This is a genomic window from Lacimonas salitolerans, from assembly GCF_042677865.1.
Taxonomy (GTDB): domain Bacteria; phylum Pseudomonadota; class Alphaproteobacteria; order Rhodobacterales; family Rhodobacteraceae; genus Lutimaribacter; species Lutimaribacter salitolerans.
Map to the genome: position 1 here is coordinate 21,754 of NZ_JBHUDD010000036.1, position 14,257 is coordinate 36,010.

Genomic DNA, 14,257 nt, shown 5'->3' on the forward strand with positions numbered 1-14,257 from the left:
AATAGACAAGTTTGCGGCACCTTCAACCACTCTGGCAACCACCCATGGTGCAACCACGCATCGACCCGACGTCAACCGCCCAACCTGACGGCACCTGAAACCCTGTTCGCACAGTGTGATCACGCCTGCGTGGGTGCACAGTTGCCATCGGGTCAATCTGCTATACTGTTTAGACGGGCGCGCATCGGGGTGCAGTGCCAGCGGGGACCATACTTATGTCATTCTTCAAGCAGTTGTTGGTATTGGTCCTGTTGGGCGGGGCAGCCTATGGCGGGTATCAGGCCTATCTTGAGAACTTCGCCCCGCAAGAGGCAGCCGCCGCCCAGAACCAGCGCGGCGCACGCCCCGCCACGGTCGAGGTCGCCATTGCGCAGACCCGCGACATGCCCGAGATCATCGAAGCCGTTGGCACAACGCGCGCACGGCAAACCATTGAAATCGTCCCCGAAATCAGTGGCCGCGTCGAGGAGTTGCTGGTAAGGCCCGGTCAGCAGGTGAATGCCGGCGACGTGCTGGTGCGGCTCGACAGCGCCATCGCCCGCGCCGACGTGGATGAGGCACGCGCCCAACTGACCGAACGCGAACGCACGCTGGAGCGTGCCATACAGTTGCGCGAAACAAATGCCGTCGCTGCCTCGACGCTGGATGACGCGCAGGCTCGGCTGGCCGAGGCCCGCGCACAGGTCGACCGTGTCGAGCAGCGCCTGGCCGAGCGCACGATCCGCGCGCCCTTTGCCGGGACGGTGGGTCTGGCCGAGGTCGATCTGGGCGCGCGCGTCAGCGCCGGCACCCGCGTCACCTGGCTGGATGACCTGTCCGAGGTCGAGATCGATTTCGGCCTGTCCGAGACGTTTTTCTCGCGCGTCAGCATAGGTCAGGGCGTCACCGCCACCAGCGCGGCCTTTCCCGGGCGTCAGTTCACCGGCGTGGTCGATGCGGTCGACAGCCGGATCGATCCGGTCAGCCGGTCGTTTCGCGCCCGTGCCCGTGTGCCCAATCCGGATGGCACCCTGCCCGCCGGCATGTTCATGCAGCTGGACCTGACACTGTCGCAGCCCAACCACGTGACCGTCCCGGAAGAGGCGATCGTGTTCCAGGCCGCCGAAACATACGTGTTTGCCGTGCGCGACGGCACCGCGCGGCGCATTCCGGTGCAGACCGGGCCGCGCCGCGAGGGTGTGGTGGCGATCCTTGACGGGATAGATACCGGCGAAACCGTGGTGATCCGTGGGTTGCACAGTGTGCAGGACGGCGGGCAGGTCAACATCCTGAACGCCGACGAAGCCGGGACAGCCGCCGCCGACGCCAGCCGCGCCCAGCCCGAGGAAGACGCATGACCCTGTCCGACATCTCGGTCCGCCGCCCGGTTCTGGCGACGGTGGCCAGCCTGTTGCTGATCGTGTTCGGGCTGGTCGCTTTGCGCGACATTCCCGTGCGTGAACTGCCCGATGTGGACAATGCCGTCGTCACCATCACCACCACCTATCGCGGGGCCGCCCCCGAGGTGATCGACACCGACATCACCGAAACCATCGAAGGGGCGGTTGCCGCGATCGCCGGAATCCGCTCGATCAGTTCCGAAAGCCGTCAGGGCCGGTCGCGCGTGACCATCGAGTTCGGCAGCGGGCGCGACATCGACGTGGCGGCCAACGACGTGCGCGACGCGGTGGGCCGGGTCCGCGACAGCCTGCCCGACGCCGCCGACCAGCCCGAGGTCGAGAAAAGCGACGCAGACGCCGACCCGGTTATGCGGCTGGCCGTGGTGTCGGACCGAATGACAACGGCGGAAATCACCGATTATCTGGACCGGTTCATCGCCGACCGGCTGGCCACGCTGGACGGTGTGGCCAACCTGAACATCTATGGCGAGCGCGCCTTTGCCGTGCGCATCTGGCTGGACCGGCGCGCGCTGGCCGCACGCAAGCTGACCGTGGCCGACGTGCAGGAGGCCTTGCTGCGCAACAATGTCGAACTGCCTGCGGGCGAGGTCACCTCGGTCAATCGCCAGATGTCCGTGCGGCTGAACAGCCGACTGCAAAGCCTGGATGATTTCCGCGACGTGGTGATCGCCCGCGTCGGCGGCTACCCCGTGCGTCTGGGCGATGTGGCCCGGGTGGAGCCGGGCGTGGCCAACGACTCGACCATTGCGCGCAGCGACGGGCGCGACGCCGTGGGCATCGCCATCCAGCGCCAGAGCCAGTCAAACACCTTGCAGATATCGAACGCCGTGCGGGCCGAGATCGACAACCTGCGCCCCACCCTGCCCGAGGGTATGTCGATCGAGGTGGGATCGGATGATGCGTTGTTCGTCGGGGCCTCGATCCGCGAGGTGGTCACATCGCTGTTCATTTCGCTGGGCCTTGTGGTCATGGTGATCCTGCTGTTCCTGCGCTCACCGCGCGCCACGCTGATCCCGGCGATCACCATTCCGGTGTCGCTGCTGGGCGCGTTCGTCCTGTTCGCCGCCTGGGGCTTTTCGCTCAATACGCTGACCCTGCTGGCGCTGCTGCTGGCGATCGGTCTGGTGGTGGATGACGCCATCGTGGTGCTGGAAAACATCCAGCGCCGGATCGAGAACGGCGAGAAACCCGTGGTCGCCGCCCTGCGCGGATCGAAACAGGTGACATTCGCGGTGATCGCCACATCAGCCACGCTGATCGCGGTGTTCGTGCCGCTGTCGTTCATGCCCGGTCAGGTCGGGCGATTGTTCGTCGAGTTCGGCTGGGTGATGGCGGGGACGGTGGCGATTTCCACCTTCGTGGCGCTGACCGCCTGCCCGGCGCTGGCGTCGAAGATCCTCAAGCCCGGCACCGGGGCTGTGCAGGTCGATGATGGCGAACCGCGTGGCGCGGTGCAAAAGGCCTATGCCGCGATCCTGACCCGGGCCATGCGCATGCCGCTGGTCGTGCTGGTCGTTGCGGGCGTGATCACCGGGGGCGCCGGTCTGTTCTATGCCGATCTGCCCCGCGAACTGGCCCCGCGCGAGGATCGCGGCGTCGGCTTCGTGCCGCTGACCGCGCCGCAGGGCAGCACGCTGGAATATACCGATCAGGCCGCCCGCCAGGTCGAGGACATGCTGGCACCGCTGCGAGAACAGGGCGTGGTCGAATCGGTGTTCACCTTCACCGGCTTTGGCAACCGCGCCTTTCGGTCCTTCGTGGTGTTCCGCCTTGCCCCGTGGGACGAGCGCGAGATGACCGCGGCCGAGGTCGCCTCGTCGCTGATGCCTCAGATCGGGCAGTTGACCATCGCGCGCGGCTTTCCGATCACCCCCGCCGGTCTGGGCCTGCGCGGCAGTTCGACCCCGGTGCGCGTGGTGGTCAGCGGCCCGGATTTCGACAGCGTCAAGGAATGGGCCACCACCCTTCTGGACCGCGCGGGCGAGATCGAAGGGCTGGCCAATGCCGAGATCAACTATGAACAGAACCTGCCGCAACTGGATGTCAGCGTGGACCGTGCCCGCGCCGACGATCTGGGCATCCCGGTCGAGGTGATCGCCACCACGATGCAGACCATGCTGGCCTCGCGCGAGGTGACGACCTTTGTCAGCCGTGGCCGGGAATACCCCGTGATCATGCAGGCCGAGGCGCGCGACCGCGCCAGCCCGTCGGATATCGACAACCTCTACATCCGGTCGGGCGACGGGCAGACGCTGGTGCCTTTGGGCGCGCTGGTCAGTGTGCGCGAAAACGCCGCCGCCCCGTCGCTGCGCCGGTTCGACAGGTTGCCGTCGATCGAGCTGTCGGGCTCGCTGGCACCGGGGGCCGATCTTGGCTCGGTCCTGGACCTGATCGAAGAGGTTGCGAATGACATCATCCCGCCCGAGGGCAAGCTTGGGTTCGAAGGGCAATCCGCCACATTCAAGGACACATCGTCTGGCGTGCTGATCGTCTTTGCCATGGCGCTGCTGATCGTGTTCCTGGTGCTGGCGGCACAGTTCGAAAGCTTCATTCACCCGGTGATCATCCTGCTGACCGTGCCGACGGCGGTGGCGGGGGCGGTCTATGCCATGGCGCTGGGGGGGCTTTCGCTGAATGTCTACAGCCAGATCGGGATCATCCTGCTGATCGGGCTGGTGGCCAAGAACGGCATTCTGATCGTCGAGTTCGCCAACCAGTTGCGGGACGAGGGCAAATCGGTGCGCGACGCGGCCATTCAGGCCGCCACGCTGCGCCTGCGCCCGATCACGATGACGGTGATCTCGACCGTGCTGGGCGCGCTGCCGCTGCTGCTGGCCAGCGGTGCGGGTGCCGAAAGTCGCAGCGCAATCGGCGCGGTGATCATCGCCGGTCTGTCGATGTCGGCCGTGATGATGCTGGTGGTCACGCCGGTCCTGTATGACCTTCTGGCGCGGTTCAGCCGCCCGCGCGGCGCGGTGGAACAAGAACTTGCGCGCGAGATGGCCACCCCGGCCGAGTGACTCGGGGCAATGCGCCCGTCAGGCGAAAGGCAGCGGTGACAGATGCACCGGTCGCAGGCCGCCGGCCATGTCGATCATCAACCCGTCGGCGCTGTCGCCCAAGCCGGACTCCACCAGCCCCACGCCGATGTTGCGCGCCAGCCGGGGGGGAATGGGCGATCTCGCTGACCACGCCCACCGCGCGCCCGTCCTGCAGCAGCGGCAGCGGATGCTGCGACGCGGCCACCGGATCGCCCGCGATCACCACGCCGGTGCGGCGGCGCGCAACACCCCGCGCCCGGATGTCCAGCAGCGCCGTGCGGCCCACGAACTCTTGCCCGCTGTCCAGATCGACCATGGCGCCAAAGCCCATTTCGAACGGGTTGGCCGGGATCACCTGCCTGCGCATATCCGCACCATACGAGATCAGGCCGCTTTCCAGCCGCTCGATATCGTTCGGCGCGCCGGGGCCGATGCCAAAGGGCGCGCCCGCGCGCCTGACCGCCTGCCACAGCTCGGTGCCCCGGGTGCCGTCTGTCAGGAACAGCTCGAACCCGCCCTGCCGCGACCAGCCCGAGCGCATCAGCACCAAGGGAATCCCCGCCAGATCGGTTTCGACAAAGCGAAACTGCTTCAGGTCGCGCACCTGCGCGCCGAACAGCGCCACTGCCACATCTTCGGCCAGCGGTCCCTGAATGGCAAGGGGCGAGACATCCGGTTCCGATACCCGCACATTCCAGCCCCGCTCGCGCGCGATGGCCCCGGCCCAGAGATGCAGGTCACTGTCGGCCACCGACAGCCAGAACCTGTCCTCTGCCAGTTTCAGCAACACCGGATCGTTGATCAGACAGCCATCGTGATCGCAGATCGGCACATAGCGCGCCTGCCCCGCCAGCAGCTTGTCCAGATTGCGCGGCGTCAGATACCGCGCCAGCCGCGCCGCATCCGGCCCTTCCAGCGCCACCTGCCGCTCGGCGGCCACGTCCCACATGGCAACACCGGTCATCAGCCGTTCGTATTCGCCCTGCGGATCGCCGAAATGCCCCGGAATGTACATGTGGTTGTAGACCGAGAAAGACCGCACCCCATCGGCCACCGTGGCGTCAAAAAAGGCCGATTTCCGGTTGTTCGGGCCAATGTGGATTTCAAATGGCATGGTTTGCCTCCGTTGGGGTCAGTTGCGTCACGGCACGCGCCATCGACCGGGATCGCCTTGGCGAACGGGATGGCCCTTGCTGTGGCGCCTGTATCGCATCACCGGTTCGGATTAGACAGGCAGCAGCGTGTCTGCTGGCCAATTGATCACGATCGGCGTGCCTGACCTTGGCTGGTATCAGGGCGCAGCGCAAGCCGCCCCGATCCCGCCACCGCCAGCGCCAGACAGCCGCCCGCGATCGACCAGTTCTTGGCAAAGATCGACATCTGCCAGGGGTCCGACGGGATCAGATGGAAAAAGCTCGTCACACCGCAATAGACCGCAAGCACCACCGCAACGGGTCTGACCCACACCCCCGCGATCAGCAACAAACCCGCCGCCGCGTTGAACGCGAACGCAGGCCAGACCAGCACTGCAGGCAGGCCTTGCATCTCCAGCAGGGCCTGCGCATCACCGGGCGACACGATTTTCTGCACCGCCCCGGCCACGAACAACAGGCCGATCAGGCATCTTGCCGCCAACAGGGCCGCATCGGTCACACCGTTTGCAGACATAGGACTCTCCGCTCGACTTCAGGGGCTTTCCCGCGCGGGGCCGCCGCCGCCCTCTTTACAGTCGTTGACTATCAGGGACGTGTCCAGCGCAGCGCCGGACGGTCGGGCCCGCGCATTCCGGGGCGCAGGTGGCAATCCGAACGCCCCTATGACACCATCCTCCGCAGGATTGGAGGAGATTCATGCGACTTGCACGACTCGTTGGCGGTGCGGTGATTGTGTTGTGGGCGATCTGGGTCCTAGTGGGTGAACAAATGGCAGGGGCATCTGCGAACGCGGTGGTGAACGCCCCCATCGTGACGTTAAGAACGCCGATTGCCGGCCAGATCACCCTGCCCGACCGGCAACTTGGCGCAACCGTGGCACAGGACGAGGTGCTGGCCTCGGTCAGTGACCCGCTGGTGGATGCGGTACGCCTGAACGACCTTGAAATGGAACATGCCTTCGCCACGGCCGAAGTGGCGCGCCTTGAGGCCCTGCTTGCCTCGACCCAAGAGGTTGCCGCGACGCTAGAAGCGCGCAGCCGCACCTTTACCGACCGCCAGATCGCAGAACTGGAGCTTCGCCTTGACCACGCACGCGACCGGCTCGCGCTGCTGGGTGTCGAGACGCCCGCTGATGGCGACACGCTTGCCGGCGATCCGGCGAACACCGAGCAAAGCCGCGCGCGCGAAGAGGTGGATGTGCTGGACAACGCGATTGCCGCCGCGCGCGGCGGTGTCTTTCTGGGCGGCGGATACAATGATGCACCCAACGCCGAGCAGCGGCGGGTGGAACTTGCCACGGTCATCGACGGACTGCGGGCCGATCTGCAGGCGGCGCAAACCCGTCTTGCGGCCATCACGAACCGACTGGATGACGAGCGGTTTTCCGTCAATCGCCTGACCGAGGCCGAGATCGAGGCGACGGCGAACGGACGCGTCTGGGACATCCCCGGATCGGATGGCGCGCGTCTGCAGCGCGGCGCGGCGATCCTGCGGATGGTGGATTGCGACGCCCTGATCGTCACGCTGTCGGTGACCGAGAATGTCTACAACCGGTTGCGCGTCGGCGACGCCGGGCGGTTTCGCCTTTCGGGCAGCGGCGACACATATGTCGGCACGGTGGCGCGTCTGGCCGGTTCGGGCGCATCCGCGATCTACCGTGATCTTGCCGTCGCGCCTGGCGCGCAGCACCTTGAACGGTTCGATGTGGCGCTTGCGGTTCCAGGGCTGCATTCCGATCCTGCGCTGTCTTGCCCCGTGGGGCGCACCGGCCGTGTCTTTTTCGAAGAGCGTCCCCTGGACTGGCTGCGGTCCTGGTTCTGATGCCCCCTGTCTGGCTCAGCGAAACCCAGTCCGGTGCCGTGCAGATGCTGCTTGTGGCCGGGCTGGCGATGATCCTGCCATCGCTTGTGGATCGCAAGAACACCCTGCACCGCAGCCTGCTGATGGCGGTGACGATCGTTCTGGCAATGCGCTATGGCTGGTGGCGGGCGACCGAGACGCTGGCCCCTGTCGGGCTGACCGTGGATTTTCTTGCCAGCGGATCGCTGTTCGCGCTGGAAATCGCGGCGCTTGCCAGCTCGATCAGCGCCAACCTGCTGATGTCGCGTATCCGCGACCGCAGCGCCGAGGCCACCGCGAACGAGGCATGGTGGGCCCCCGACCCTGCCCCGCGCGTCGCGGTTCTGATCGCGACCTACAACGAAGACCTCGACGTTCTTGAACGCAGCATCGTCGGGGCGCTGGCGATCGACTATCCCAACGCCGAAGTGCTGGTGCTGGATGACGGCAAGCGCGACTGGCTGCGCAGCTTCTGCGAAAAGCGCGGCGCGCGCTATGTCACCCGACCTGACAACAAGGGGGCCAAGGCCGGCAACATCAATCACGCATTGCAGATGCTGGACGCCGAAGGCCCGCCCGCGTTCTTTGCCGTGCTCGATGCCGATTTCGTGCCGCACCGGAATTTTCTGCGCCGCGCGCTGGCGCTGTTTCACGACCCGAAAACCGGGCTTGTGCAGACGCCGCAGCATTTCTTCAACGCCGACCCGATGCAGCACAACCTGGGTCTGGCCCGATCCTACCCGGACGAGCAGCGCTTTTTCTTTGACCACATGCAGCCCGCCCGCGACGCCTGGGGCATGGCGATCTGCTGTGGCACGTCCTCCGTGGCGCGCTGGGACGCCGTGGCAGAGCTGGGCGGCTTGCCGACCGACAGCATCACCGAGGATTTCCTTCTGACACTGGCGTTGCAGGAGAACGGCTGGCAGACGCACTACCTGAACGAACCGCTGACCGAAGGGCTGGCACCCGAGGGCCTGAAGGAATACGTCACGCAACGGGCGCGCTGGTGCCTCGGCCTGATGCAGATCGCGCGCAGCCGCTATGGTCCGTTCGGTCAGAACGCCCTGCGCCTGCGTGACCGCTGGAGCGTGATCGACTCGGCGCTGTACTGGCTCACGACCTTTCCGTTCCGCACCGCGGCCTTTGTCTATCCGCTGCTCTACTGGTTCTTCAACATCACCGTCGTCGATGCGCAGGTGCCCGACGTGCTTGCCTATTTTGGCGTCTATTTCATCTGGACGGTCATGACCTACAACATCCTTGCCCCCGGAACGCTGGTGCCCTTGCTCAAGGATGTAAGCCAGCATCTGGGCGCGATCCAGATCACGCGCGCGGCGGTCACCGGGCTGCTGCGGCCCAAGGGCCATCCGTTCAGCGTGACCGCCAAGGGCGGTGACCGCAGCCGCATTCAGGTGCAATGGCAGTTGATGGCACCCTACATCGTGCTGCTGGTGCTGACGATCGCCGGGCTTGTCATCGGGATCATCTGGGACCGCTTTGCCTATTACGACGCCGGAGACGGCAAATCGGTGGTGCTGTTCTGGACGATCTACAACATCTTCGCGCTGGCCTTTATCCTGATCGCCTGCGTCGAGCTGCCCCGCAAGGAACGCCACATCGCCGATCAGCCCGTGCGCGCGATCTTTGCCGCCGAGGGTGACAGGCCGCGCCGTGTCTGGATCGCATCGCTTGCGCTGGACACGGCGCGCATCCGGGGACGAATCTGGGCCGAGGGCACCAGCGGCATTCTGCGCATTCCCGGCGTAGGCGACATCGAGGCGACGGTCATCGCGCCTGTCGCAGATGGCGTGCGCGTGCTGCTGCGCCCCGATTCCGAGACCAACGACGCGCTGCTGCGCCGGTTCTATACCGAAGGCGACGCACCCAATATCGATGTGGTGCGGCTGGGACCGGTGGTGCGTGATCTGGCGCGACGGCTCAGCTTCAACCGCGGGGCCGGAGATCAGTTGCGCGTCGCTTCAAGCCGGGCCAGCGCGGCAGACAGGCGCTGCGCCTCGGCGGGGGCGCGTACCTCGTCGGGATACGCCTCCTGCCCCTCGGCCATCCGCCCGGCGGTGTGAACCAGCCCGGTCAGCGGGCTCAGGTAGACGCGCACAAAGACAAGCGCCAGAACCAGATACAGCGCCCCGCCCAGCAGCACCGCCAGTGCCGAGACATGGACAAGTTCGGCACCCGGCGTCAGGGCAAAGCCCTGAATTTCCATCCGCCCGACAAGCCGCCAGCCGAACGAGGGCAACCCCCCATGCGTCACCGACGGCAGGACGGTGGTGAAATAGGCGGTGCCGTCCGGCCATGTCTCGCGGCCTGCCGCAGCGATCCCCGCCGCCGCCGCCCGCAGGCTGGGCAGGTCAAGCCGTTCGGGTATGTCCTCGCCGGTAGCGACGACCACGTCACCTTCGGGATTGACCAGCAAAAGATCGATCTGGGCCGTTCTTGCAAACTCCGTCAGGAAATCCCTGGCCCAGCCCGCGTTGATGTGAAAGCCCAAAACGCCCTCGGTCCTGCTGCCCTGGTTGACGACGGGCGCGGCCATGTCCAGAAACCGCGCCGGCCCGTAAGGCCCCTCTGGAATAGCCTCTGCCAGCAGCAGCGCGTCATGCACATCCCCGGCAAATGGCCCCTGAAGCCCGCGACGAAACCATGGCCGCGCGGATACATCGCCGCCTTCAAGCAGCCCGTCCGATGCCGCGACCACGGTTCCGTCGGGCGCGGCAAAGCCCGCCCATGACACCCGCTCTTCGGTGCCCGCGGCAGCATTCAGAACGGCGCGGAGCTGGTCGCGGTCCAACGCCGCCATATCACCCGCGATTGCCTGCAAAAGCTGCCAGTCCTGATCCAGCGCGCGCGCAAAGGCCAGCCCGGCGGCATCCGTTCGCAGCGTGACCGCCTGCTCCAGCGTGGCGTTCTGAAACTCGCGCACCCGGTCTCGCACGATCACCACGGCGGCGAGGGTGAAAATCACGATGCCCGCAATCACAAGGCCGAACACGGCGCGTGGCAAGGTTACCGCCGAGATATCGCGGGAGGCCACTGTCGGGGTTTCATTTCGCATGAAAAGACCCATATCACCAATCTTAGGTTGTTCCTACCCGGCATTGGAAATCGGATGCACCGACGGCTTGTACTGGCAATGATACCATCGGCGGGCTTTGCAGGCGCATCGCTTGCATCAGATGGCGCTGTGCCCGGTTCGGACTGGCACCGCTGGAAAGCCGCCTTTCTGAGGCCCGAGGGGCGCGTGGTGGATGCCTTGCAGGACAAGTCCAGCCATTCCGAGGGTCAGGGTTGGGCCATGCTGCTTGCGGCAAGCCATGGCGACGCGGACAGCTTTTCGCGGATGTTCGACTGGACCGAGCGGCATCTGGCCGTTCGTCAGGACCCGCTGCTAAGCTGGCGCTGGCGTCCCGCAGACGCAATTGCCGACTATAACAACGCAAGCGACGGTGATCTGTTCTATGCCTGGGCGCTGCTGGTGGCGGCGCGGCGGTTCGGCGTTGAAGCCTATGCCCGGCGATCCGGCGAACTGGCGCATGCGATTGACAGGATTCTGGTGAAGCCCGCACCGGGCGGCGGTTTACTTCTGCGTCCCGCAGCCGAGAAGTTTTCCGCGACCGACCACGAAATCGTAAACCTGTCCTACATCATGCCGCTTGCCCTGCATGCGCTTGGCGCCGCGTTCGACCTGCCCCGGCTGGGCCAGGTCGCCGACGACGGAGAGGCGCTGATCGCGCGCGTGGCCAGGGCCGGTCTGGTGCCGGACTGGATCACCCTTGACGACAACGGCTGGGCCCCGGCGTCCGGGTATGGGCCGCAATATGGGTATGATGCGTTGCGGGTCGCGCTCTATCTGGTCTGGTCGGGTCGCTTGGCCCATCCGGCGGTAACAAGAACGCGCGCCCTGCTGACCGACGGGCAGGCGGAAACCCCGGTGCGCGCTGATCCTGAAACGCTGGACGTGTTGGAACGCAGCGATGCCCCGGGCTATGCGGCGGTGTCCCACCTGATCCGCAATTCGGCGCTTGCAGGTCCGGATGCGGCGATCACAAAGTTCAGCGCGTCCCAGCCCTACTATCCCGCCACCCTGCATCTGCTTGCCGCCCTTGCGCAGCGGCAGATCACACTTGCCTGATCGCAGGCGTGCTCTCAGAACGTGTTGATGGATATCCCGGCAAAGACGCTCTCGTCTTCAAACCGATAGCCCGCCCGCAGGCTGACCGGCCCGTCACCCAGCCGCCGCGAGACAGCCAGTGTGGTTTCCGAGTAGGACTCGCTGCCACCGCGCGACAGCTCGAAAGCCAGTTGCGGTTCAGCCAGTGTGACCTGCCCCAGCAGAAACCACGCCCGGTCGATCGAGTTGACCTCGGCCTGAAAGTACAGCCCGCCGAACTCCATCGGGACATATCTGTCGGCGACCATCCGCAGGCCGGCCTGCGTTTCGGCATCCTCGCCATCCTCATCGACAACTCCGAAGGACGGCCCGAGTTTCAGGTTTGTTGCGGCCCCCTGCGATGTTGCGGCCAGCCGGTACATCGCACTGACACCAAAGGATTGCCCACCGTCATAGGCATTGTACGTCGCTCCGAATGTCAGCAGATCCCGCTCGACACTCAGCACCGCCGACCCGGTATCATCGCCCAGATCGAATTGCGCAAAGGTTCCGTCTGCGCGGGCGGACCCGCAGCCAAGGGAGACTGCGCAGATCAAGGCCAGACCGAAGGAGGCTGACGGGCGCGGACTTGCGACCGCAGGTTTGGCGTTTCCGCCGGGTGAAGACATCATCCCGCAAGTGTGTCGCATGTGACCGCCACGAACAACCCTTGCACGAAAATCGGTTGCACAGAGCCTGTGGTGCAGCCTGCGGGGTTGATCGTGAATCGAAAAATGCGCGCAGAACAGCCTTGATATCAGACCTGTAGCACAGGCGAGAAGCCGCCATAGATGATCCGAGATCCATCGAACGGGCAGCCGTCGCCGTCCAGCCTGGGGTCGTTCATCACGCGGGCATTGCCGGCATCGCGCGTCGCCTTGTCCGGCCATTGCGCCCAGGAAAACACGATGGCCTCGTCCGGTTTCGCGGCCACGGCACGGCGGAAATCGGTGAGCTTGCCATCGGGCACGTCGAGTTCCCACGCCTCCATGATCCAGACCGCTCCATGTTCGGCAAAGATCGGATCGCAGGCGCGGGCAAAGGCATGAAACGCGTCGCGCGCGGTTTTGGGCACGGGGATCACGAAGCCGTCGAAATACCCGCCCGGTTGCTGTGCTCCGATCTCGAACAGCGGTTCGAAAGTCCCGAAAATGGCGCGCTGACCGTCAAAGGGCATCGGGTTCTGATCGGGGCCAAGGCGCGGATCTTCCATGCCCCGGCGCAGGCCCTCGTCCTGTGCGGATTTCGAGGGCCAGCGATACCACGAAAAGACAACCGTTTCATCCGGCCTTGCCTGTACCGCCCCGGGCAGCGACGTGACCTCGCCGTTCGGCACGTCGTCGCCCCAGCCTTCGACCGCGCTTGCCAGCCCATGGCCGCGAAAGACGTCAGCCGCAAGGCGGGAATGGTCGACAAAGGCGTCGCGATTGATGGTCGGCACAGCGCCGATAAATCCCGTGATGCAGGTCATTATGGGTTCTCCTGGGTCAACTGTTTGCGTTCTGTCTTGGTGTACCGGCGTCTTGCCCGGCAAAGGGGGGGCGCTGGCTGGTGTGAATGGCGGCCACAGCACCGCAGCACTGGGTTCGGCCCCAAACGGTCAGGTCTGCTGGCCGGTCTGAAGGAGTCCCCATTTGAACCCGAAGGGATCTTGCAGCAGGCCCCAGTCGTCGCCCCAGAACTGCCGCTGGTAAGGGGCGAGCACGGTGCAGCCCGCCGCAACCGCACGGTCCCACCATGTGCGACCATCGCCCACCACCAGTTGCAGATGTCCGAAACTGGTCGAAGGGGCCGTTCCGTCCCCACCATGATCCGTCATCATCAGGCAGCCCCCGTTGATCACGATCTGAGCATGCATCAGCCCCGGCGCATCCTCGGGCATGGGCAGGCGGTCGATATCCGAAGCGCCAAAGGCGCGGGCATAGAAATCACACGCCTCGCCGGTCCGCCCTGCCATGGCCAGATAGGGTATCACGCCCTGCATGGGGTTCGTTTCTGACATCTTTTCAGCCTTTGTTTCTGTGTGGTCAGTTGTGCCCGGCACTTTAGTTTGATATCAAAATAACATGACTGACGCAACCACCGATATTCTGCCCCTCGAAACCGTTCTGCACATCCGCGACACCTGCCTGTGTCTTGCGACGCAAAGGGCGGCGCGCAGGCTGGCCCGTCGTTTTGACACCGCGCTGCGCCCCTTTGGTCTGACAAATGGTCAGTTTTCGCTGATGGTCGCACTGAACCAGCCCGAACCGCCGCCCATCGGCCGGCTGGCACCCTTTCTTGGCATGGACCCCTCGACGCTGACCGCGGCGGTCAAGCCGCTGGCCCGCCGCGGTCTTCTGACGGTCGAGCCTGATTCCGCTGACCGCCGCGCGCGTCGGCTGCGCATCACGCCCGAGGGCGTGGCGTTGATGCGCGACGCGGTCGACGTCTGGCGTGCCACCCATGCGGAACTTGATGCAGGGCTGGACGACGGCACATCAGCGGCGCTGCACCATGCGCTGGCGCAGATCAGCTAGGCCGCGCACCGGATCGCCCAATTAACAGGTTGTCCGCAATTTCATCGTGCAAACCGCGCCGCGCCCTGTCATCCGGCTTGCCAAGGGGCAGGGAAACCCTAGAATTTCCCGAAATCAACGACTTGGAAAGGGGCAC

The 14,257-nt window shown here is 65.5% G+C and carries 12 protein-coding genes; 6 read left to right on the top strand and 6 right to left on the bottom strand.

Annotated features, from left to right (window positions below; all coding sequences use genetic code 11):
* Positions 1-215 precede the first annotated feature (215 nt).
* Complete coding sequence (locus ACFTOW_RS04410) at positions 216-1,337, top strand: efflux RND transporter periplasmic adaptor subunit (protein WP_379913473.1); 1,122 nt, start codon at positions 216-218, stop codon at positions 1,335-1,337.
* A complete protein-coding gene (locus ACFTOW_RS04415; protein ID WP_379913475.1) occupies positions 1,334-4,420 on the top strand; it encodes an efflux RND transporter permease subunit in 3,087 nt (1,028 codons plus the stop codon). The genes ACFTOW_RS04410 and ACFTOW_RS04415 overlap by 4 nt, the downstream gene beginning before the upstream one ends.
* Here the strand turns inward: ACFTOW_RS04415 and ACFTOW_RS04420 are convergent.
* Positions 4,356-5,555, bottom strand: a complete 1,200-nt coding sequence (locus tag ACFTOW_RS04420) for an aminomethyltransferase family protein (RefSeq protein ID WP_379913477.1) — start codon at positions 5,553-5,555, stop codon at positions 4,356-4,358. The two genes, ACFTOW_RS04415 and ACFTOW_RS04420, sit on opposite strands and share 65 nt — an antisense overlap.
* A gap of 146 nt (positions 5,556-5,701) precedes the next feature.
* Positions 5,702-6,109: a DoxX family protein gene (locus ACFTOW_RS04425; protein ID WP_379913479.1), complete on the bottom strand. Its 408-nt coding sequence runs from the start codon at positions 6,107-6,109 to the stop codon at positions 5,702-5,704.
* Between the two features lie 254 nt (positions 6,110-6,363).
* Between ACFTOW_RS04425 and ACFTOW_RS04430 the strand changes: the two genes are divergently transcribed.
* Complete coding sequence (locus ACFTOW_RS04430; RefSeq protein ID WP_379913481.1) at positions 6,364-7,416, top strand: HlyD family efflux transporter periplasmic adaptor subunit; 1,053 nt, start codon at positions 6,364-6,366, stop codon at positions 7,414-7,416.
* Positions 7,416-9,515 carry a glycosyltransferase gene (locus ACFTOW_RS04435; RefSeq protein WP_379913483.1) on the top strand — a complete coding sequence of 700 codons (2,100 nt, stop codon included), beginning with the start codon at positions 7,416-7,418 and terminating at the stop codon, positions 9,513-9,515. The genes ACFTOW_RS04430 and ACFTOW_RS04435 overlap by 1 nt, the downstream gene beginning before the upstream one ends.
* Here the strand turns inward: ACFTOW_RS04435 and ACFTOW_RS04440 are convergent.
* On the bottom strand, positions 9,398-10,507 hold the full coding sequence (locus ACFTOW_RS04440; RefSeq protein ID WP_379913485.1) for a cache domain-containing protein: 1,110 nt from the start codon (positions 10,505-10,507) through the stop codon (positions 9,398-9,400). The two genes, ACFTOW_RS04435 and ACFTOW_RS04440, sit on opposite strands and share 118 nt — an antisense overlap.
* 78 nt (positions 10,508-10,585) lie before the next feature.
* On the opposite strand from ACFTOW_RS04440, the gene ACFTOW_RS04445 reads away from it, so the two are divergent.
* Positions 10,586-11,584: a glycosyl hydrolase family 8 gene (locus ACFTOW_RS04445; protein WP_379913487.1), complete on the top strand. Its 999-nt coding sequence runs from the start codon at positions 10,586-10,588 to the stop codon at positions 11,582-11,584.
* 14 nt (positions 11,585-11,598) lie between these two features.
* Here ACFTOW_RS04445 and ACFTOW_RS04450 read toward each other — a convergent pair whose 3' ends face one another.
* The 3 genes from ACFTOW_RS04450 to ACFTOW_RS04460 all read right to left on the bottom strand — a co-directional run bounded on the left by ACFTOW_RS04450 (position 11,599) and on the right by ACFTOW_RS04460 (position 13,604).
* The gene (locus tag ACFTOW_RS04450; protein WP_379913489.1) at positions 11,599-12,159 is read right to left on the bottom strand and encodes a hypothetical protein; all 561 of its coding nucleotides are present in this window, start codon (positions 12,157-12,159) and stop codon (positions 11,599-11,601) included.
* A gap of 200 nt (positions 12,160-12,359) precedes the next feature.
* Positions 12,360-13,073, bottom strand: coding sequence for a DUF1428 domain-containing protein (locus ACFTOW_RS04455; protein ID WP_379913491.1), 714 nt, complete (start codon positions 13,071-13,073; stop codon positions 12,360-12,362).
* Positions 13,074-13,202: 129 nt separating this feature from the next.
* On the bottom strand, positions 13,203-13,604 hold the full coding sequence (locus ACFTOW_RS04460) for a VOC family protein (protein ID WP_379913493.1): 402 nt from the start codon (positions 13,602-13,604) through the stop codon (positions 13,203-13,205).
* A 64-nt stretch (positions 13,605-13,668) separates the two neighbouring features.
* Between ACFTOW_RS04460 and ACFTOW_RS04465 the strand changes: the two genes are divergently transcribed.
* Entirely contained in the window at positions 13,669-14,121 is a 453-nt protein-coding gene (locus ACFTOW_RS04465; RefSeq protein WP_379913495.1) for a MarR family winged helix-turn-helix transcriptional regulator, read from the top strand.
* Positions 14,122-14,257: the final 136 nt, after the last annotated feature.

Bases quoted from the DNA above. Each gene is read 5' to 3' on its own strand.
- ACFTOW_RS04410 (WP_379913473.1), top strand. From the start codon at position 216: ATGTCATTCTTCAAGCAGTTGTTGGTATTGGTCCTGTTGGGCGGGGCA.
- ACFTOW_RS04415 (WP_379913475.1), top strand. From the start codon at position 1,334: ATGACCCTGTCCGACATCTCGGTCCGCCGCCCGGTTCTGGCGACGGTG.
- ACFTOW_RS04420 (WP_379913477.1), bottom strand. From the start codon at position 5,555: ATGCCATTTGAAATCCACATTGGCCCGAACAACCGGAAATCGGCCTTT.
- ACFTOW_RS04425 (WP_379913479.1), bottom strand. From the start codon at position 6,109: ATGTCTGCAAACGGTGTGACCGATGCGGCCCTGTTGGCGGCAAGATGC.
- ACFTOW_RS04430 (WP_379913481.1), top strand. From the start codon at position 6,364: ATGGCAGGGGCATCTGCGAACGCGGTGGTGAACGCCCCCATCGTGACG.
- ACFTOW_RS04435 (WP_379913483.1), top strand. From the start codon at position 7,416: ATGCCCCCTGTCTGGCTCAGCGAAACCCAGTCCGGTGCCGTGCAGATG.
- ACFTOW_RS04440 (WP_379913485.1), bottom strand. From the start codon at position 10,507: ATGCGAAATGAAACCCCGACAGTGGCCTCCCGCGATATCTCGGCGGTA.
- ACFTOW_RS04445 (WP_379913487.1), top strand. From the start codon at position 10,586: ATGATACCATCGGCGGGCTTTGCAGGCGCATCGCTTGCATCAGATGGC.
- ACFTOW_RS04455 (WP_379913491.1), bottom strand. From the start codon at position 13,073: ATGACCTGCATCACGGGATTTATCGGCGCTGTGCCGACCATCAATCGC.
- ACFTOW_RS04460 (WP_379913493.1), bottom strand. From the start codon at position 13,604: ATGTCAGAAACGAACCCCATGCAGGGCGTGATACCCTATCTGGCCATG.
- ACFTOW_RS04465 (WP_379913495.1), top strand. From the start codon at position 13,669: ATGACTGACGCAACCACCGATATTCTGCCCCTCGAAACCGTTCTGCAC.